This is a genomic window from Streptomyces sp. NPDC014864, assembly GCF_043081525.1.
Taxonomy (GTDB): domain Bacteria; phylum Actinomycetota; class Actinomycetes; order Streptomycetales; family Streptomycetaceae; genus Streptomyces.
The window spans coordinates 177,486-194,232 of record NZ_JBIBWT010000006.1 but is presented as its reverse complement, the minus strand read 5'-3'; the positions used below and the strand labels follow the sequence as shown (position 1 = coordinate 194,232).

Sequence of the window (16,747 nt, the reverse complement as noted above, 5' to 3'; positions counted from 1 at the left end):
GCCCGTAGGGGACGACCCCGAGGCGGCTCGCCGCGCCGTCGGTCACACCCTGACGCCGCCGGTCACGCCGTGACGATGTTGACCAGCTTCGGCGCCCGCACGATCACCTTGCGGATGCCCGCGCCGCCCAGCGCCGCGACGACCTTGTCGTCGGCCAGCGCCACCTTCTCCAGCTCCTGCTCGGAGATCGACGGGGAGACCTCCAGACGGGCCTTGACCTTGCCCTTGACCTGGACGACGCAGGTCACCGTCTCGTCCACGACGTACGCCGGGTCGGCGACCGGGAAGTCCCGGTGGACGACCGAGTCGGTGTGGCCCAGCCGGTGCCACAGCTCCTCGGCGATGTGCGGGGCCAGCGGCGCGATCATCAGCACCAGCGGCTCGGCGACCGGGCGCGGCAGGGCACCCCCCGCCTTGGTCAGGTGGTTGTTCAGCTCGGTGACCTTGGCGATGGCGGTGTTGAACCGCATGCCCTCCAGGTCCTGGCGGACGCCGTCGATCGCCTTGTGCAGGGCGCGCAGCGTCTCCTCGTCGGGCTCGGCACTGGTGACGGTGACGTCGCCGGTGGTCTCGTCGACGATGTTGCGCCACAGGCGCTGCAGCAGACGGAACTGGCCCACCACCGCGCGCGTGTCCCAGGGCCGGGAGACGTCCAGGGGACCCATCGCCATCTCGTACAGGCGCAGCGTGTCGGCGCCGTACTCGGCGGCGATCTCGTCCGGGGTGACCGCGTTCTTCAGGGACTTGCCCATCTTGCCCAGCAGGCGGCTGACCTTCTCGCCCTGGTAGTAGTAGGCGCCTTCGCGCTCCTCCACCTCGGCGGCCGGCACCGCGATGCCGCGGCTGTCGCGGTAGACGTAGGCCTGGATCATGCCCTGGTTGAACAGCTTGTGGAACGGCTCCGAGGAGGAGACGTGGCCCAGGTCGTACAGGACCTTCGACCAGAAGCGCGCGTACAGCAGGTGCAGCACGGCGTGCTCGGCGCCGCCGACGTACAGGTCCACGCCGCCGTGCGGCTGACCCTCGCGCGGGCCCATCCAGTAGCGCTCGATCTCCGGGTCGACCAGCTGCTCGCTGTTGTGCGGGTCCAGGTAGCGCAGCTCGTACCAGCAGGAACCGGCCCAGTTGGGCATGGTGTTGGTCTCACGGCGGTACTTCTTCGGCCCGTCGCCCAGGTCCAGGGTGACGTGGACCCAGTCCTCGTTGCGCGACAGCGGCGTCTCGGGCTGGGTGTCGGCGTCGTCCGGGTCGAAGGTGCGCGGCGCGTAGTCCTCGACCTCGGGCAGCTCCAGCGGCAGCATCGACTCGGGCAGCGCGTGGGCGACGCCGTTCTCGTCGTAGACGATCGGGAAGGGCTCGCCCCAGTAGCGCTGGCGGCTGAACAGCCAGTCGCGCAGGCGGAAGTTGACCGTGCCCTCGCCGATGCCCTTGCGCTCCAGCCACTCGGTGATGCGCGCCTTGGCCTCGGCGACGCCCAGGCCGTCCAGGCTGACCTCGTCGTTGGAGGAGTTCATGAGCTTCGCGTCGTAGGAGGCGAAGGCGTCCTCCCAGGCCGACGGGTCGGTGCCGCGGCCGTCGGTCGGCTCGACCACGCAGTGGATCGGCAGCTCGAAGGCGCGCGCGAACTCGAAGTCGCGCTGGTCGCCCGCCGGGACGGCCATGATCGCGCCGGTGCCGTAGCCCATCAGGACGTAGTCGGCGATGAAGACGGGGACCCGCTCGCCGTTGACCGGGTTGGTCGCGTAGGCGCCGATGAAGACGCCGGTCTTGTCCTTGGCCTCGGCCTGCCGCTCGACGTCCGACTTGGAGGCGGCCTGCGCTCGGTAGGCGGCGACGGCCTCGGCCGGGGTGGCGTGGCCGCCGGTCCACACGTCGTGGGTGCCCTCGGGCCAGGCGTCCGGGGTGAACTTCTCGACCAGCGGATGCTCGGGGGCCAGCACCATGTAGGTGGCGCCGAACAGGGTGTCCGGGCGGGTGGTGAAGACCGTGATGCGCTCGCCGTCGATCGGGAAGTCGACGCGGGCGCCCTCGGAGCGGCCGATCCAGTTGCGCTGCTGCAGCTTGATGGCCTCGGGCCAGTCCAGCTCCTCCAGGTCCTCCAGCAGCCGGTCCGCGTAGGCGGTGATCCGCATGTTCCACTGGCGCAGCTTGGCCCTGAAGACCGGGAAGTTGCCGCGCTCGGATCGGCCCTCGGCGGTGACCTCCTCGTTGGCCAGCACCGTGCCCAGGCCGGGGCACCAGTTGACGGGCGCGTCGGAGGCGTAGGCCAGGCGGAACTCGCTCAGGACGTCGGCGCGCTCGGCTTCGCTCAGCTCGCTCCACGCGCGCGTGTGGCCCGGTACGGCACGCTCACCGCTCTCGAACCGGGCGACCAGCTCGGAGATCGGGCGGGCCCTGCCGGCCTCCTCGTCGTACCAGGAGCCGAAGATCTGCAGGAAGATCCACTGGGTCCACTTGTAGTAGTCCGGGTCGATCGTGGCGAAGGAGCGGCGCTTGTCGTGGCCCAGGCCCAGCCGGCGCAGCTGGGCCTTCATGTTCTCCATGTTGGCCTCGGTGGACACGCGCGGATGCGTGCCGGTCTGCACGGCGTACTGCTCGGCGGGCAGGCCGAAGGCGTCGAAGCCCAGGGTGTGCAGGACGTTGTGGCCGGTCATGCGCTGGAACCGGGCGTACACGTCGGTGGCGATGTAGCCCAGGGGGTGACCGACGTGCAGGCCCGCACCGGAGGGGTACGGGAACATGTCCATGATGAACTTCTTGGGCTTGGCGACCAGCTCCGGATCGCCCGCCAGGTCGCCCTTCGGGTTCGGCGCGGCGTACGTCCCCTCGGCGTCCCAGACGTCCTGCCAGCGCGCCTCGATCTCGGCCGCCATGGCAGCCGTGTAGCGGTGCGGCGCCGTCTCGGCCGGAACGGCGGCGGCTGCGGCGGGGTTCGTCTCGCTCATGATCCTCAAAGCTCCATCGATCGTCTCTGCCAGCGGCTGTGTCATCCAAGAAACGAAAAATCCCCTCGCACAGGAGGGGACGCCGCGCCGATTCCGACCATCCGATTCGCCCGGCGGTCGGGACTGATCAGCGCGGCTCGCTAAGCAGAAGGCGTACGGCACGCATGGCGTCAGGGTACCGCAGCCGTCGAGCGCGCTGCGACGGACTTCCGGCCGCACCCTCAGGAGGGCCCGCACCCGCTTGTGAAGGTACAGAAAAGTTGAACTAGGTTCAAATATTACCCGGCGTAACAGAACCTATGGGGACAACGCGCTGCCCTGCGACCTCTTTGATAACAGCGCAATAACTGAAACGGCCTACTGCTCAGTTTTGAGCCGCTTAGAGTTCGTCCTCGGGACCGCTTGCCCGACATGACCGCTCGGAGTTGCCCCCATGAACCCTCGTCGCAGTAACAGCTCGCTTCCCAAACCCGGCCGTTCGGCCTACGGGATGGCGTCGGCTGTCGTCCTGCTCCTCATACCCGTGATCGTGCTGGTCGGAGGTGACACGGTCAGGGACTTCCTGAACTTCGGCGCGGGCGTCCTCTCCCTGGTCTCCCTCAGCTGCTCGGTGATCTGGGGCCTGGTCGCCCAGGACCGGATCTTCCTCAACACCCGCCAGCGGATCGTGGGCCAGGCCGTGCACCGCACGACGGCCGTCGCCTCGATCGCCTTCCTGCTGCTGCACATCACCACGAAGATCGCGCTGGAACACACCCAGTTCATCGCCGCGATCATCCCGTTCTCGCTCGGCGTCACCGGAAGCGGCGGCCTGATCGGGCTCGGTTCCGTGGCGGGCCTGCTGATGATCTTCGTGGGCATCACGGGCGCGCTGCGCAGCAACTTCGCCTCCCCGGCCCCGGTGGCCGCCCGCTGGCGGGCCATGCACATGCTGGCCTACCCGGCCTGGTGCGCCGCGCTCGTCCACGGACTCTACGCGGGTCGCCAGGCCAAGCCGATCTTCGTGATCCTCTACGGCCTCTCCCTGCTCGGCGTCATGGCGGCCCTGGCGCTGCGCGGCGCGCCGCGGCCGGTCAAGCGCAGGATCGCCGACCGGCTCGTGACGCTCCTCGGCGGCGGTGAGCGGCCGGAGCTCGACGACCTGGACGCGAGCCGGGCCAGGACGACGGAGTCCACACTGCCGGGCTACGACCGGGCGGCCCGGCCCTCCGCCGCCGCGGGCGCGACGGGTCCGCTGCCGCGCGTCCCGGGCCCGTCCTCGCCGCTGTACGACACGCCGGCGCCCGCCGCCCAGGAGCCCGCCCCCGGCTTCGCGGCCGCCTACCGGGCCGTCTCGACGCCCCCGGGCGGCGGGCAGCCCTTCGCGGCCGGTCAGACCACCCGCATGGACCTGCCGTACGACATGCAGGCCACCGAGGCGATGCCGCGCGTGGAGGGCTCCGGCAGCACCTCGGGCAGCTGGCCGATCCCGTCGCCGCCCCCGGTCGGCGAGGCGCAGCGCTCGGCCTACGACCCGATGATCGACACCGGATACAACATCCCCACCTATAACAATTCCGGCGCGAACGGCTACGGCGGACGTGACATGTACGACACCGGTGAGACGAACCCGCTCTACGGCACGTACAACTCGAACGACACGTACAACAGCGGTCCCGCCACTGAAACACCCCCCGGTGCCTCCTTCGACGCACCGGGTTCGGGCGAACCTTGGAACACGCCTTCCGGAGGCTATAGGTGAACGAGGCCCTGCCCGACGTACCAGAAGTCCGCGTGGTCGGTCTTCCCCAGCTCACGTCAGGCTTCGACCTTGTCGAACGACTCGATCTGCCCATGCACCTCAAGGTGCACGGGCCGCTCGAACCGATGGGCGGCGAGCAGCTCGCGCAGCTCTCCGAGGCCATCAACCTGAAGGGCCGCGGCGGCGCGGGCTTCCCCTTCCACAAGAAGCTGCGCTCGGTCGCCGAAGCGGCGATCAAGCGCGGCGTCCGGCCGGTCGTCGTCGTCAACGGAAGCGAGGACGAACCGGCCTGCCGCAAGGACACGGTGCTCATCAACCGAGCCCCGCACCTCATCCTGGACGGCGCCCTGCTCTGCGCGGAGGCGCTCGGTGCCCGCACGCTGGTGGTGGGGGTCACCCGGGAGTCCACCCAGCGCTCCATGGAGGCCGCGCTCGCCGAACGCGGCCTCAGCAACAGCCGCCGGTCGGCGCTGCGCGCGAGCGTGCAGCGCAACCCGGTGCGCATGGTCACCGGAGCGGCCGCGTCGCTGGTCCGCTCCATCGACGGCGGCCCGGCGATCCCGCCGGGCCGCAAGGTCAGCGCCTCGCAGAACGGCGTCGGCGGCGCGCCGACCCTGCTGTCCAACGCCGAGACCTTCGCGCAGCTGGCGATCGCCGCCCGGATCGGTCCCGAGCGCTACGGCAACACCGGCCTGTACGACGAGCCGGGCACCGTCATGCTCACCGTCTCCGGGGCGGTCGCCCGCCCCATGGTGATCGAGGTCCCGACGGGTGTGCCGCTGCGCTACGTCCTCCAGCTCGCCGGCGCCCCGCCGGTGCCGCAGGGCGTGCTGACCGGTGGCTACCACGGCAAGTGGATCGACTCGGCCACCGTCAACGAGGCGATCGTCTCCCGCAACTCGCTGGACGCGGTGGGCGGTTCGCTGGGCGCGGGCGCGATCCTGCCGATCAGCCAGGACACCTGCCCGCTGGGCGAGTCGCTCCAGGTGGCCCGGTGGCTGGCCGAGGAGAGCGCGGGCCAGTGCGGCCCCTGCTACCTGGGCCTGCCGGCCGCGGCGCGCGGCATGGAGGACATCCTGAACGGCGGCGGACCGGCCGCCCTGGAAGCGCTCAAGCAGGTCGCCAAGAACGTCAAGCGGCGCGGCGCGTGCTCGCACCCGGACGGCTCCGCGATGTTCCTGGAGTCGACCATCAAGGCGTTCACGGACGACCTCGCCGCGCACGTCCTGGGCAACGGCTGCGGGCGGCGCGTGGAGGGCGTGCTGCCGCTCTTCGAGGGCGGCAGGGCCCCGACCGGCGTCCCCGGCGGCATGGACGCCGAGGAGAGCGGCCCCAGCCGCCAGAAGATCCACGTCGACTGGACGCTGTGCCGGGGCCACGGCCTGTGCGCGGACATCCTCCCGGAGGTCTTCGAACTGGGCGCCGACGGCTTCCCGACCGTCGCCCAGGCACAGGTCCCGCGCTACGCGGAGGCCAAGGCGCTGCGCGCGGTGCGCCGGTGCCCGGCGCTCGCCCTGCGTCTGGAGGAGGACACCCGTTCGCAGGCGTCCTCGCGCAGCAACCTGCCGGTCCTCTCCCAGGGCCGGGGCCGGCGCGCTCTGGGCCGCTGAGCAGCCGTACGGCGGGTCCTCCCTTCCCGGGGCGGGCCCGCCGCTCGTACGAGACATCGACTCAACGCCGAAGGCGGGCCATCCTGATCGGATGACCCGCCTTCGACTTCTGTGGAGCTAAGGAGAATTGAACTCCTGACCTCCTGCATGCCATGCAGGCGCTCTACCAACTGAGCTATAGCCCCTTGCTTCGTCCCGCCCGGTTTCCCCGGCGGCGACGCCAACATTACAGGTGGACGGAGCGCAGCACCAAATCGGTTTTCCCCGCGCCCGTTTTGACCGCTTGGGAGAGGATGCCGGGCCGGTCGGGCCTCACGCACCCTCACGCCGTCACGAACGAATAGAAGCGCTTCAGCGTGCAGTGCTCCTCCAGGAGCCTGCCGTAGATCGGCTCGCCCTCGAGTTCGCGGTACGTCTCGATGGGGTCGCCTTTTATGATCAGCGCCCGTGCGCACTCCTCGCACCAGTACTGGTAGTCCGGGTTGAGCGGCTCCATGTCCCGGACGATGGGCGTGCCGCTGCCGCACCAGTCGCACTTCCGCCTGTGTGCACCCATCGATCAGCTCCAGCTGTGGCCGCAGGCCGTGCACACGTACGAGATCCCCCCGTTGTCGCCTAGGACTTGGGCCACATGGAGCGAGCCGCAGGAGGGGCAGATGAGGCGGGTGACCGTGTCCCGGGTCAACGCCGCGCCGAGGAGGTGACCGACCTCCTCGAGGATGCTCGCAGGCATCGCCACTCCCTCCCGTCGGGCCGCGCCCCCTTCCGGCCGTTTGATTCTGCCACGGCCGGACCAATACGGTCAGCGACGCCTCGGTACCAGTCCGGCCACGGAGCCCGCAGCGGCCGTCCCGGTCTGCGCGAATGCGCACGCCGGAAGCGCCTCCGCACAGGTATACGCCTGATGGCGCCCAAGTGACTCAAGGCGGCGGAGCACAGAAAAAATCCCGCCCCCTTGCCGGGGACGGGATCTTCTTCACCGATCTTCGACAACTCGTGCGAGCGTCGGTCCGTGGAGCTAAGGAGAATTGAACTCCTGACCTCCTGCATGCCATGCAGGCGCTCTACCAACTGAGCTATAGCCCCTCGTGCCACGCGGTGGAACCGTGTGGTGTTTCGTCCCGCTCGGCGGGGCGAACAAGAAGAACTTTAGCCTGCGACCTGCCGGAAAGTGAAATCCGGGGTCCGGAGCGGCGGGGGCGGCTCAGTCGTCGTCGCCGAGGACGGGCTCCGGCAGGGTGCCGGCGTTGTGCTCCAGCAGACGCCAGCCGCGCGCGCCCACGCCGAGGACGGACCAGCAGCAGTTGGAGAGGCCGCCGAGGCTCTCCCAGTGGTGGGCCTCGAGACCGAGCAGGCGCCCGATCGTGGTGCGGATCGTGCCGCCGTGGCTGACCACCACGAGCGTGCCGTCCTCGGGCAGCTTCTCGACGTGCCGCAGCACGACGGGGGCGGCACGGTCGGCGACCTCGGTCTCCAGCTCGCCGCCGCCGCGACGCACCGGCTCCCCGCGCTTCCACGCGGCGTACTCCTCGCCGTACCGGGCGAGTATCTCCTCGTGCGTCAGGCCCTGCCAGACGCCCGCGTAGGTCTCGCGCAGGCCCTCGTCGTGGGTGATGTCGAGGCCGGTGAGGGCGGCCAGCTCGGCCGCCGTCAGGGCGGCCCGCCGCAGGTCCGAGGAGACGATCGCGTCCGGCCGCAGGGAGGCCAGCAGCCGGGCGGCGCGGCGGGCCTGCCCGGCGCCGGTCTCGGTCAGCTCGACGTCCGTGGTGCCCTGGAAGCGGCGCTCCACGTTCCAGGAGGTCTGGCCGTGCCGCCACAGGATGACGCGGCGGCCCCGGCCCGGTTCCCCGCCCGGCGCCTCACCGGCTCCGGTCATCGCCACTCACCGCCCAGGTCCGCCGACTCCTCGGCGGCCTTCAGCCTGGAGTGCTCCTCGGCCTTGCCGCGGGTGGCCTCGGCGTCGGACGGCAGCTCCAGCTCGGGGCAGTCCTTCCACAGCCGCTCCAGGGCGTAGAAGACGCGCTCCTCGCTGTGCTGGACGTGGACGACGATGTCGACGTAGTCGAGCAGGACCCAGCGGGCCTCGCGGTCGCCCTCGCGGCGCACCGGCTTGGCGCCGCACTCCTTCTGGAGCCGCTCCTCGATCTCGTCGACGATCGACTTGACCTGGCGGTCGCTGGGCGCGGACGCCAGCAGGAAGGCGTCCGTGATCGACAGTACGTCGCTGACGTCGTAGGCGATGATGTCGTGCGCGAGCTTGTCGGCGGCCGCCTGGGCGGCGGTCTTGATGAGCTCGAGGGAACGGTCGGTTGCGGTCACTGCACGGCTTTCGGTCGGCGGTCTTTTGACCCCAAGGGTCTCACGGACCGCCGGGCGCATGCGGTCCGCGCCCCGGGTCCCGCAGGGGGGCGCCCGGGGCTCCCGCGTCAGGACGACGGCCTGTAGTCCTGGCCGAGGACGACCGAGACGTCGGCGTTCGAGCGGACCGTGCCCTTGGTCACCGCGGTGGCGGGGAGGCCGAGGGTCTTGGCGGCCTCGGTGGCGTTCTCCTTGTCCTCGGGGTCGGAGTAGAGCACCTGGGACGTGGTCCGGACGGCGGAGGCGGTGCCGCCCTCCAGGAAGGTGAAGCCGCCGTTGAGCAGGACGACGCGGGCCTTCTCGGTGTTGTCCTTGACGCCGGTGGCGTTCTGCACCGAGACCCGGACGGCCGCCCCCTGCTCGGGGCTCTTCGCGGTGCCGCCGAGGATCTGCTTGACGACGCTGTCACTGGTCTGGGCGCTCAGCGTGCCGTCGCTCTGCACCGGCAGCACCGCCGTCCCGTAGTCGCCGCCCTTGGCGAGGTCGGCGAGCTTGGCGAGGAAGGTGCCGAGGTCCTTGTCGGTGAGCGAGGGGTCGAGGATCTGCGCCAGCGTCTGCACCGTCGTCGTCGCGCCCTGCGGGTCGGAGGACAGCTTGCGCAGCGTGCCCTGCATGACCTGGCCGAACCGCTCCAGCTGGGCGTTCTGCGACTCTCCCGCAGCCCGGTAGGTGGCGTAGGCGACGGCCATCTTGCCGCTGAGGGTCTGCCCCTGGCCCTTGTGGACGAGCGGCCCGGAGCCCTTCTTCTTGGCATCCGGGTCGGGCACGTCGGTGTTGGTGTCGACGTCGATGTTGCCGACCAGGTCGACGAGGTTCTGCAGGTAGGGGGTGTCCAGCCGCCAGGTGCCCTCGATGTCGGTGCCGAGGACGGAGTCGAGCTGGTCGCGGGTGCCGGAGGAGCCGTCGTCCTGGACCGACTTGGCGAGGGTCGTCGTGGTGCCGTCGTCGCCGGTCAGGGCGAGCGAGTTGGGCAGCAGGACGGTGGTGCCGCGCCGGGTGGTGGTGTTGTCGACGAGCAGCGCCGTCGCGGTGCCGCCCTTGGCGGTGTTGTGCAGATGGACGACGATCACGTCGCGTTTCTGGGCGGCCGCGGGCGTCGTGCCGCCGGACGTGTGGCCGGACGACGACAGCCCGGGGAGCTTCCCGGTGTACCAGAGGTAGCCGACGCCGCCGACCGCGACCAGCGCGAGGACCACGACGAGGGCGACGACCCGGCTGCGGGCGCGCCGTCGGGCCTCCTCGCGGCGCTCGGTGCGGTTCTCGGTGAACTTGAGCCAGTCGATCACGTCCTCGGAGTCGCCGTCCGGCTCCTCCACGAACGCGAACTGCTCGGTGCCGTGGTCTTCGCGCCCGTCACGCCGCTCGGCGCTCTCGTGCGCGGGCCCGGCCTGCTGCGGGATGTACGCGGTCTGCCCGGCGGCCCGGGGCGGCTGCCCGCCCGCACGGGGCTGCTGCCCGGCGGCCCCGGTCCGGCCGTACGGGTCGTACGGCGCCCTCGTGGCCCCCGGGTCGCCCGCGCCGGGGGCACCGGACGCGTACGGGTCGTAGGAGCCCTGGCCGCCCTGGGGGCCGTAGGGGGAGGCGGGCGGCTGCCGGCCGGTGTCGTAGCCGCCGTACGACGGCGGGGACTGCTGCTGCCCGCCCGTGGCGTACGGGTCGTAGCCGTGGCCCTGCCGCCCGTACGCGTCGTACGTCTCCTGCGGAGCCTGCTGCGTCGGGACCTGCTGGTAGACAGGCTGCCCGTACTCGTCGTAGCCGACGAGTTCGTACTGGTCGCCCCCGTACCCAGCGTCGTATCGGTCGTTCACCGGTGCCCCTCTCGGCTCACTCGCCGCGGTACAGCTCGCGCTTGTCGATGTAGCGCACGACTCCGTCCGGCACCAGATACCAGACGGGCTCCCCCTTGGCGACCCGCGCACGGCAGTCCGTGGAGGAGATGGCGAGGGCGGGCACCTCGACGAAGGACACCCCGCCCTCCGGGAGCCCGGGGTCGGCCAGGTGGTGGCCCGGCCGGGTGACCCCGATGAAGTGCGCGAGGGAGAACAGCTCCTCCGAGTCCCGCCAGGTGAGGATCTGGCCGAGCGCGTCGGCGCCGGTGATGAAGAACAGGTCGGTGTCGGGGTTGAGCGCGCGCAGGTCCCGCAGCGTGTCCACGGTGTAGGTGGGACCGCCGCGGTCGATGTCGATGCGGCTCACGGAGAACTGCGGGTTCTCGGCGGTCGCGATGACCGTCATCAGGTAGCGGTCCTCCGCCAGGGAGACCTTGCGGTGGGTCTTCTGCCACGGCTGGCCGGTCGGGACGAACACCACCTCGTCCAGGTGGAACTGCGCGGCGACCTCGCTGGCCGCCACGAGGTGCCCGTGGTGGATCGGGTCGAACGTCCCGCCCATGACACCGAGGCGGCGCCTGCCCGTCACGGACGGGCCGCCGCCGCTCCCGTGCTCGGGGCGTTTCACCGTGTCACTCGCCGGACCGGTAGGCATGTCCTGCTCTCCCATGCGTGCAGACCCTACCGGCCCGGCCCGAGGGTTCCGGCCGACAGATCCCCGCGGACGGCCCCGGCGTGCGGGAGCGGTCCCGGGACGGGCCCCGGTGAGGCTCGGCGGCGCTCAGCGGTCGCGGTTGAAGCGGGTGGTGATCCACAGCAGGAGCAGCAGGATGAGGAGGGCGCCGCCGCCGGTGACGTAGGGGCTGAGGCTCTCGTGGTTGCCGCCCTCGCCCTCGGCGAGGTTGACCAACTGGGCAGCGGTGCTGGGGAAGCTCATCTTCGGCAGTACCTATCCGGGTGTGGGCGGGTTAAAGACGTCGGCTCATCGTAAGCGGCCGTCTCCGCGCCGATCACGCCGACTCCGCCTGTCGGTGACGGCGGTCGCCCCGGGAACCTTCCGGTCGGCTCAGTCGTCGTTCCGTTTGTACCCGCGCAACAGGAACCAGCCGGTGAGCGCACAGCCCACCACCATCACGACCAGTACGATCCGGAGCAGGTCGCCCGCCCCCTGGTGCTGGGCGGCGGCGCTCGCGGCCTCGGTGAGCCGGGCGGCTGCGGGGCTGTGCTCCATGACGTGGACTCCTTCGCTGTACTGCCGGTCCACGGTAACTCCGCCTAGGCTGGGCGCTGCTTCGGGGGGCGCTGGACACACCGACGCACACCATGGGGGATCACATGTCCGAAGACGGTCGCGGGCACGACGGGCACGAGCGCGTGCCGAGCAGGCAGCGCAGGCGCTTTCCCGGGCTCTCCTCGCGGGCGTACGAGCACCCGGCCGACCGCTCCGCCCTGGTCGCCCTGCGCAAGCTCAGCGGCTTCGACACGGTGTTCAAGGCCCTCAGCGGCCTGCTGCCCGAGCGCAGCCTGAGGCTGCTGTTCCTGTCCGACTCGGTCCGCGTCTCGGACCAGCAGTTCGCCCACCTGAACGACATGCTGCGCGACGCCTGCTACATCCTGGACCTTGAGAAGGTCCCGCCGATGTACGTCAGCCAGAACCCGCAGCCCAACGCGATGTGCATCGGCCTGGACGAGCCGATCATCGTGGTCACCACGGGCCTGGTCGAGCTGCTCGACGAGCACGAGATGCGGGCGGTCGTCGGCCACGAGGTGGGCCACGCCCTGTCGGGCCACGCCGTGTACCGCACCATCCTGCTGTTCCTGACCACCCTGGCGGTGCGGGTGGCGTGGATCCCGCTGGGCAATCTCGCGATCATGGCGATCGTGACGGCGCTGCGCGAGTGGTTCCGCAAGTCCGAGCTGTCGGCGGACCGGGCGGGGCTGCTGGCGGGGCAGGACCTGCGGGCCTCGATGCGGGGGCTGATGAAGATAGCGGGCGGCAACCATCTGCACGAGATGAACGTGGACGCGTTCCTCCAGCAGGCCGAGGAGTACGAGGCCGGGGGCGACCTGCGCGACTCGGTCCTGAAGATCCTCAACGTGCTGCCGCGCACGCATCCCTTCACCACGGTGCGGGCGGCCGAGCTGAAGAAGTGGGCGGAGTCCCGCGACTACCAGCGGCTCATGGACGGCCACTACCCGCGGCGCAGCGAGGACAAGGACACCTCCGTCGGCGACTCGTTCCGCGAGTCGGCGGCGCACTACGCCAACCATGTGAAGAGCTCCAAGGACCCGCTGATGAAGCTGGTCAGCGACCTGGCGGGCGGGGCCGGCGACCTCGGCGGCCGGGTGCGCCGCGGCTTCAACGGCTTCACCGCCCCGGCACCGCCGAAGGACGGGCCCGCGCAGGAGGGGCCGGCCCAGGACGGGTCCGCCGACGAGCGGCCGGGGACGGACGCGCCGCCGCGGGACGGGGACTGAGCCGGGCTCGGCTCAGACCCTCGGCTGGGCGCTCGCCGCCAGGGTGCCGCAGAGTGCCGGCGCGCTGCCCGTGGCGTACGGGTCCGTGCCGGCCGGGCCGCCCGCCTTGGCGGCCTGACCGGCGAGCAGCGGGTGCAGGTGGCCGGCGGAGTCCCCGGCGCAGGACAGGGGACCCGCCTCGACGGAGGAGACGACCAGCTGGGCCTGGTGCAGGCGCAGGTCGTCGCGGGTGAAGCGGAACCGCACCTCGCGCCGGACGGTGAACAGCGAGGCCTCGGTCCTCGCGCCGGTGCCGGCCGGCCGCAGCGCGTAGACGAAGGTGTGGTCCGCGGTGACCTCCAGGGTGCCGGAGTCGGCCTCCACGGCCTGCAGTGTGCCCTGCACCCGGATGCCGCGGTCGGCCAGCTCGGCCTGGGCCGGGTCGAAGCGGACGAGCCATCCGGTGGGCGCGTGCCGGCCGTCCGCGGCGGGGTGGGCGTAGCTCTGGTCGAACTGGTCGAGCTGGTCGGAGTCGAGCAGGGCCCGCACGGGGTGGACCTGGCCGCCGGTGAGCACCTCGGGGCGGAGCGAGGACACGACGAGGTAGTCCTTGGCGGTGGTCAGGGCGGCGACGACCTGGCTGTCGGAGAAGTGCGCGGTGCGCCGGACGGCGGGCAGCGGGATGCCCTCGGCACCGACGCCGAACTGGGCGGCGGGGCTGTGCGCGTACAGGTACTCGGGGTCGGCGGCCCCGGGCACCCTGCCCTGGGGGGCGAGCGGGATCACGGTCATCCGCAGCGGCTCGACGGGGCGCTGGGCCTCGGAGGTCCGGTAGGGGTGGCGCACGCCCATGTAGATCGCGGTGCCGAAGGCGAGGGCGATCAGCAGCACCAGGATCAGCGCCTGCCGGGACAGACCGCGGTGCAGGGGCGGACGGCGGCGTACGGCGGGGGTGTGGTCGGTCATGCGCTCGCGTGCGGAGTACTCCTGGATCCGGGCAGCGCGGATGAACGACTCGTCGAACACGACGGATCCGTATTCGTCCTCCGCACCTCCCGGGGCACCCTCGGGCGTCCCCTCAGGTGGGTCTCCAGGCCCTCCCATACCTTCAGGGTAGGTCTCGGGAAGCCCGCATAAACGCCCTGCTCCACGTCAAGTTCTGACAGGTTCTCACCAGAAACGGCACGGCGCGGCCGGGACCGTCAGGGGGTGCGCGGGGTCGCCGGGACGGGCCGCTCGGAGTAGTGGTCGGCGGACGCGGAGGGGGGCGCGGCGCCGCCCTGGTCCGGGCCCGTCGAGGCTGGTGGCGGCGCCTGGTCGCGACCGCCGGAGGACGCCCCGCGGTAGACGGCGGCGAAGGCCAGCGCGACCATGCCGATGCCCATCACGAGGGCGAGCAGCCAGGCGACGGGACGGTGCCAGCGCACCTGCTTGCCGTACGTTCCCGGGGCGCCCCAGCGGTCCTCCAGGACGTCGGGGTCGTCCAGGTCGTCGACGTCGTGGCCGGGGCCGAAGCCGGGGCCGTCGGGGCCGTAGCCGTCCTCGTAGCGCTCGCCTCTGGTGCGGGCGCGGTGGGCTTCCGCCTCGGAGGCCTCGGCTCGGGCCTGCGCGGCGGCCAGGAGGCGTTCGACGGCGGTGGGCTCGTGGATCACGGCCGCCCGCACGAAGGCCTCGTCGAAGACCACGGAGGCGAACTCTTCGTCCGACACCCCGCGGTCGTGGTCGTCGTCGGGCTCCCAGCCGTCAGGGAACGGCGTGCCCCCCACGTCCTCCGGCACGGATCCAGAGTAGACCTGGGGGGTCATTTTGGGCAGACGGTATGGAAATTCATCCGCCTGGTGAGACGTTCTTTCCGCCCTTCTCCCCGCACCCCGGCACGATCGGCCGGCGCATGCCGTTCACATATGCCCCGATATGCCCCTCAGCGCCGGATGTGCCCGTCTCCGGTGAGGATGTACTTGGTGCTGGTGAGCTCCGGCAGCCCCATCGGGCCCCGGGCGTGCAGCTTCTGCGTGGAGATGCCGATCTCCGCGCCGAAGCCGAACTGGCCGCCGTCCGTGAAGCGGGTGGAGGCGTTCACGGCGACCGTGGTGGAGTCGACCAGCTGGGTGAAGCGGCGGGCCGCCTGCTGGGATGTGGTCACGATCGCCTCGGTGTGGCCGGAGCTCCACAGCCGGATGTGCTCGACGGCCCGGTCGAGGGAGTCGACGACGGCGGCGGCGATGTCGTACGAGAGGTACTCGGTCTCCCAGTCCTCCGGGGTCGCCTCGACGACGGTGGCCTTGGAGTCCTCGGCGTAGCCCATGACCCGCTCGTCGGCGTGGACGGTGACCCCGGCCTCGGCGAGCGCGTCCAGGGCGCGCGGCAGGAAGTCCGCGGCGATGTCCTGGTGGACGAGGAGCGTCTCGGCGGTGTTGCAGACGCTGACCCGCTGCGCCTTGGAGTTGACCAGGATGTCGACCGCCATGTCGAGGTCGGCGTGGGCGTCGACGTAGACGTGGCAGTTGCCGGTGCCGGTCTCGATCACGGGGACGGTCGACTCGTTGACGACGGTCCGGATCAGGGAGGCGCCGCCCCGCGGGATCAGCACGTCGACCAGGCCGCGGGCGCGCATCAGCTCGCGCACGCTGTCCCGGCCCTCGCCCGGCACCAGCTGCACGGCGTCGGCGGGCAGCCCCGCCCCGCCCACGGCGTCGCGGATCACCCGGACCAGGGCGGTGTTCGACTCGTAGGCGGAGGCCGAGCCGCGCAGCAGCACCGCGTTGCCGGACTTCAGGCAGAGCGCGGCGGCGTCGACGGTGACGTTCGGGCGGGCCTCGTAGACGATGCCGACCACACCGAGCGGCACGCGCACCTGGCGCAGGTCCATGCCGTTGGGGAGCGTGTTGCCGCGGACGACCTCGCCGACCGGGTCGGGCAGCGCCACCACGTCGCGCACGTCGGAGGCGATCGCGCGCACCCGCTCCGGGGTGAGCGTGAGCCGGTCGACGACGGACTCGCTGGTGCCCGCCTCGCGGGCCTTGGCGACGTCCCTGGCGTTGGCCTCGACGATCTCGCCGGTACGGACCTCCAGGGCGTCCGCGACGGCGAGCAGCGCGTCGTCCTTCTCCACGCGCGGCAGCGGCGCGAGGTCGGCGGCGGCGGCCTTGGCACGGTAGGCGGCCCGGATGACCGGGGACATCGAGTCGTACGGCGAGAGCGTGGTCATGAGGGAAGGGTAGTGCGCCGGGCAGACCCGTCCGGCGGCTGTTCCACACCGCGAGACGGGGTCAAAACGGGTGAACCCCGACCGGTGTCGCGGGCGGCGGGCCGTAGCCCTCCGCGAGGCGCTGGTGGTAGGTCTCGCGGTCGATGACCTCCAGGCCGACGATCTCCCAGGGCGGCAGCTTGGCGGACTGCCGATGCTCGCCCCACAGCCGCAGCGCGACGGCGGCCGCGTCGTGCAGGTCGCGGGCCTCCTCCCAGTAGCGGATCTCCGCGTGGTCGTTGGCGTAGCGGCTGGTGAGCAGGAAGGGGTGGTCGTGGGCGAGCTGCTCCAGGCCGCGCCGCACCTCCTTCAGCGGGGCCTCCTCACCGGAGACGCTGAGGGTGATGTGCCACAGCCGCGGCAGGTCCCTCGGCTCCTCGTAGCGGTCCCCCGCCGCCACGCTGGTCAGGGCGCGCTCCTCCCCGGCCGCGCGGGAGGGGGACCCGCCGGCACCCCCGCGGTACGCCGCCGCCCCCGGGCGCACTCGTCTCACGACGGCCTCCTTCACGCAGCGCTCATGCGGAATGTGTCCCTGAGACAAAAGTGGAGCAGGCCGCACG

The 16,747-nt window shown here is 71.5% G+C and carries 16 protein-coding genes and 2 tRNA genes; 3 read left to right on the top strand and 15 right to left on the bottom strand.

The features are described 5' to 3' along the window. Window positions 1–62: 62 nt before the first annotated feature. A complete protein-coding gene (leuS, locus tag ACF1A5_RS13285) occupies window positions 63–2,945 on the bottom strand; it encodes a leucine--tRNA ligase (protein WP_392192940.1) in 2,883 nt (960 codons plus the stop codon). A 490-nt stretch (window positions 2,946–3,435) separates the two neighbouring features. Between leuS and ACF1A5_RS13280 the strand changes: the two genes are divergently transcribed. Together ACF1A5_RS13280 and ACF1A5_RS13275 are read left to right on the top strand one after the other, a co-directional pair. Beyond that, on the top strand, window positions 3,436–4,686 hold the full coding sequence (locus tag ACF1A5_RS13280; protein WP_392192939.1) for a cytochrome b/b6 domain-containing protein: 1,251 nt from the start codon (window positions 3,436–3,438) through the stop codon (window positions 4,684–4,686). Further along, window positions 4,683–6,296: an NADH-ubiquinone oxidoreductase-F iron-sulfur binding region domain-containing protein gene (locus ACF1A5_RS13275; protein WP_392192938.1), complete on the top strand. Its 1,614-nt coding sequence runs from the start codon at window positions 4,683–4,685 to the stop codon at window positions 6,294–6,296. Before ACF1A5_RS13280 ends, ACF1A5_RS13275 begins: the two co-directional genes overlap by 4 nt. A gap of 112 nt (window positions 6,297–6,408) precedes the next feature. Here ACF1A5_RS13275 and ACF1A5_RS13270 read toward each other — a convergent pair. The 10 genes from ACF1A5_RS13270 to ACF1A5_RS13225 form a co-directional block, all read right to left on the bottom strand. Further along, window positions 6,409–6,481: transfer RNA gene (locus ACF1A5_RS13270), tRNA-Ala, on the bottom strand. Window positions 6,482–6,618: 137 nt separating this feature from the next. Beyond that, the gene (locus ACF1A5_RS13265; RefSeq protein WP_019523121.1) at window positions 6,619–6,852 is read right to left on the bottom strand and encodes a hypothetical protein; all 234 of its coding nucleotides are present in this window, start codon (window positions 6,850–6,852) and stop codon (window positions 6,619–6,621) included. A gap of 3 nt (window positions 6,853–6,855) precedes the next feature. Next, window positions 6,856–7,029 (bottom strand): hypothetical protein, encoded by a 174-nt coding sequence (locus tag ACF1A5_RS13260; RefSeq protein WP_392192937.1) that lies wholly within the window; start codon window positions 7,027–7,029, stop codon window positions 6,856–6,858. Between the two features lie 280 nt (window positions 7,030–7,309). Then, window positions 7,310–7,382, bottom strand: a tRNA-Ala gene (locus ACF1A5_RS13255). 118 nt (window positions 7,383–7,500) lie between these two features. Beyond that, window positions 7,501–8,172 carry a histidine phosphatase family protein gene (locus tag ACF1A5_RS13250; RefSeq protein WP_392192936.1) on the bottom strand — a complete coding sequence of 224 codons (672 nt, stop codon included), beginning with the start codon at window positions 8,170–8,172 and terminating at the stop codon, window positions 7,501–7,503. After that, window positions 8,169–8,615 carry a ribosome silencing factor gene (rsfS, locus tag ACF1A5_RS13245; protein ID WP_392192935.1) on the bottom strand — a complete coding sequence of 149 codons (447 nt, stop codon included), beginning with the start codon at window positions 8,613–8,615 and terminating at the stop codon, window positions 8,169–8,171. Before rsfS ends, ACF1A5_RS13250 begins: the two co-directional genes overlap by 4 nt. Before the next feature lie 107 nt (window positions 8,616–8,722). Then, window positions 8,723–10,462, bottom strand: a complete 1,740-nt coding sequence (locus tag ACF1A5_RS13240; protein ID WP_392192934.1) for a LytR C-terminal domain-containing protein — start codon at window positions 10,460–10,462, stop codon at window positions 8,723–8,725. Between the two features lie 16 nt (window positions 10,463–10,478). Beyond that, the gene (nadD, locus tag ACF1A5_RS13235; protein ID WP_392192933.1) at window positions 10,479–11,153 is read right to left on the bottom strand and encodes a nicotinate-nucleotide adenylyltransferase; all 675 of its coding nucleotides are present in this window, start codon (window positions 11,151–11,153) and stop codon (window positions 10,479–10,481) included. A 111-nt stretch (window positions 11,154–11,264) separates the two neighbouring features. Continuing rightward, window positions 11,265–11,420 carry a hypothetical protein gene (locus tag ACF1A5_RS13230; RefSeq protein WP_392192932.1) on the bottom strand — a complete coding sequence of 52 codons (156 nt, stop codon included), beginning with the start codon at window positions 11,418–11,420 and terminating at the stop codon, window positions 11,265–11,267. A gap of 129 nt (window positions 11,421–11,549) precedes the next feature. After that, window positions 11,550–11,714 (bottom strand): hypothetical protein, encoded by a 165-nt coding sequence (locus tag ACF1A5_RS13225; RefSeq protein WP_392192931.1) that lies wholly within the window; start codon window positions 11,712–11,714, stop codon window positions 11,550–11,552. A 104-nt stretch (window positions 11,715–11,818) separates the two neighbouring features. Here ACF1A5_RS13225 and ACF1A5_RS13220 point away from each other — a divergent pair, with 104 nt between their 5' ends. Continuing rightward, window positions 11,819–12,961 (top strand): M48 family metallopeptidase, encoded by a 1,143-nt coding sequence (locus ACF1A5_RS13220; protein WP_392192930.1) that lies wholly within the window; start codon window positions 11,819–11,821, stop codon window positions 12,959–12,961. 12 nt (window positions 12,962–12,973) lie between these two features. Here the strand turns inward: ACF1A5_RS13220 and ACF1A5_RS13215 are convergent, their stop codons facing one another. The 4 genes from ACF1A5_RS13215 to ACF1A5_RS13200 form a co-directional block, all read right to left on the bottom strand. Then, entirely contained in the window at window positions 12,974–14,044 is a 1,071-nt protein-coding gene (locus ACF1A5_RS13215; RefSeq protein WP_392192929.1) for a hypothetical protein, read from the bottom strand. 98 nt (window positions 14,045–14,142) lie between these two features. Next, complete coding sequence (locus ACF1A5_RS13210; protein WP_392192928.1) at window positions 14,143–14,745, bottom strand: hypothetical protein; 603 nt, start codon at window positions 14,743–14,745, stop codon at window positions 14,143–14,145. 116 nt (window positions 14,746–14,861) lie between these two features. Further along, window positions 14,862–16,148 (bottom strand): glutamate-5-semialdehyde dehydrogenase, encoded by a 1,287-nt coding sequence (locus ACF1A5_RS13205; protein WP_392192927.1) that lies wholly within the window; start codon window positions 16,146–16,148, stop codon window positions 14,862–14,864. A gap of 61 nt (window positions 16,149–16,209) precedes the next feature. Beyond that, window positions 16,210–16,671, bottom strand: a complete 462-nt coding sequence (locus tag ACF1A5_RS13200; protein ID WP_392193128.1) for a hypothetical protein — start codon at window positions 16,669–16,671, stop codon at window positions 16,210–16,212. Window positions 16,672–16,747: the final 76 nt, after the last annotated feature.

Coding starts and splice junctions, on each gene's coding strand:
- leuS (WP_392192940.1), bottom strand. CDS start 2,945: ATGAGCGAGACGAACCCCGCCGCAGCCGCCGCCGTTCCGGCCGAGACG.
- ACF1A5_RS13260 (WP_392192937.1), bottom strand. CDS start 7,029: ATGCCTGCGAGCATCCTCGAGGAGGTCGGTCACCTCCTCGGCGCGGCG.
- ACF1A5_RS13265 (WP_019523121.1), bottom strand. CDS start 6,852: ATGGGTGCACACAGGCGGAAGTGCGACTGGTGCGGCAGCGGCACGCCC.
- ACF1A5_RS13215 (WP_392192929.1), bottom strand. CDS start 14,044: ATGGGAGGGCCTGGAGACCCACCTGAGGGGACGCCCGAGGGTGCCCCG.
- ACF1A5_RS13225 (WP_392192931.1), bottom strand. CDS start 11,714: ATGGAGCACAGCCCCGCAGCCGCCCGGCTCACCGAGGCCGCGAGCGCC.
- ACF1A5_RS13210 (WP_392192928.1), bottom strand. CDS start 14,745: ATGACCCCCCAGGTCTACTCTGGATCCGTGCCGGAGGACGTGGGGGGC.
- ACF1A5_RS13280 (WP_392192939.1), top strand. CDS start 3,436: ATGGCGTCGGCTGTCGTCCTGCTCCTCATACCCGTGATCGTGCTGGTC.
- nadD (WP_392192933.1), bottom strand. CDS start 11,153: ATGGGAGAGCAGGACATGCCTACCGGTCCGGCGAGTGACACGGTGAAA.
- ACF1A5_RS13220 (WP_392192930.1), top strand. CDS start 11,819: ATGTCCGAAGACGGTCGCGGGCACGACGGGCACGAGCGCGTGCCGAGC.
- ACF1A5_RS13230 (WP_392192932.1), bottom strand. CDS start 11,420: ATGAGCTTCCCCAGCACCGCTGCCCAGTTGGTCAACCTCGCCGAGGGC.
- ACF1A5_RS13205 (WP_392192927.1), bottom strand. CDS start 16,148: ATGACCACGCTCTCGCCGTACGACTCGATGTCCCCGGTCATCCGGGCC.
- ACF1A5_RS13250 (WP_392192936.1), bottom strand. CDS start 8,172: ATGACCGGAGCCGGTGAGGCGCCGGGCGGGGAACCGGGCCGGGGCCGC.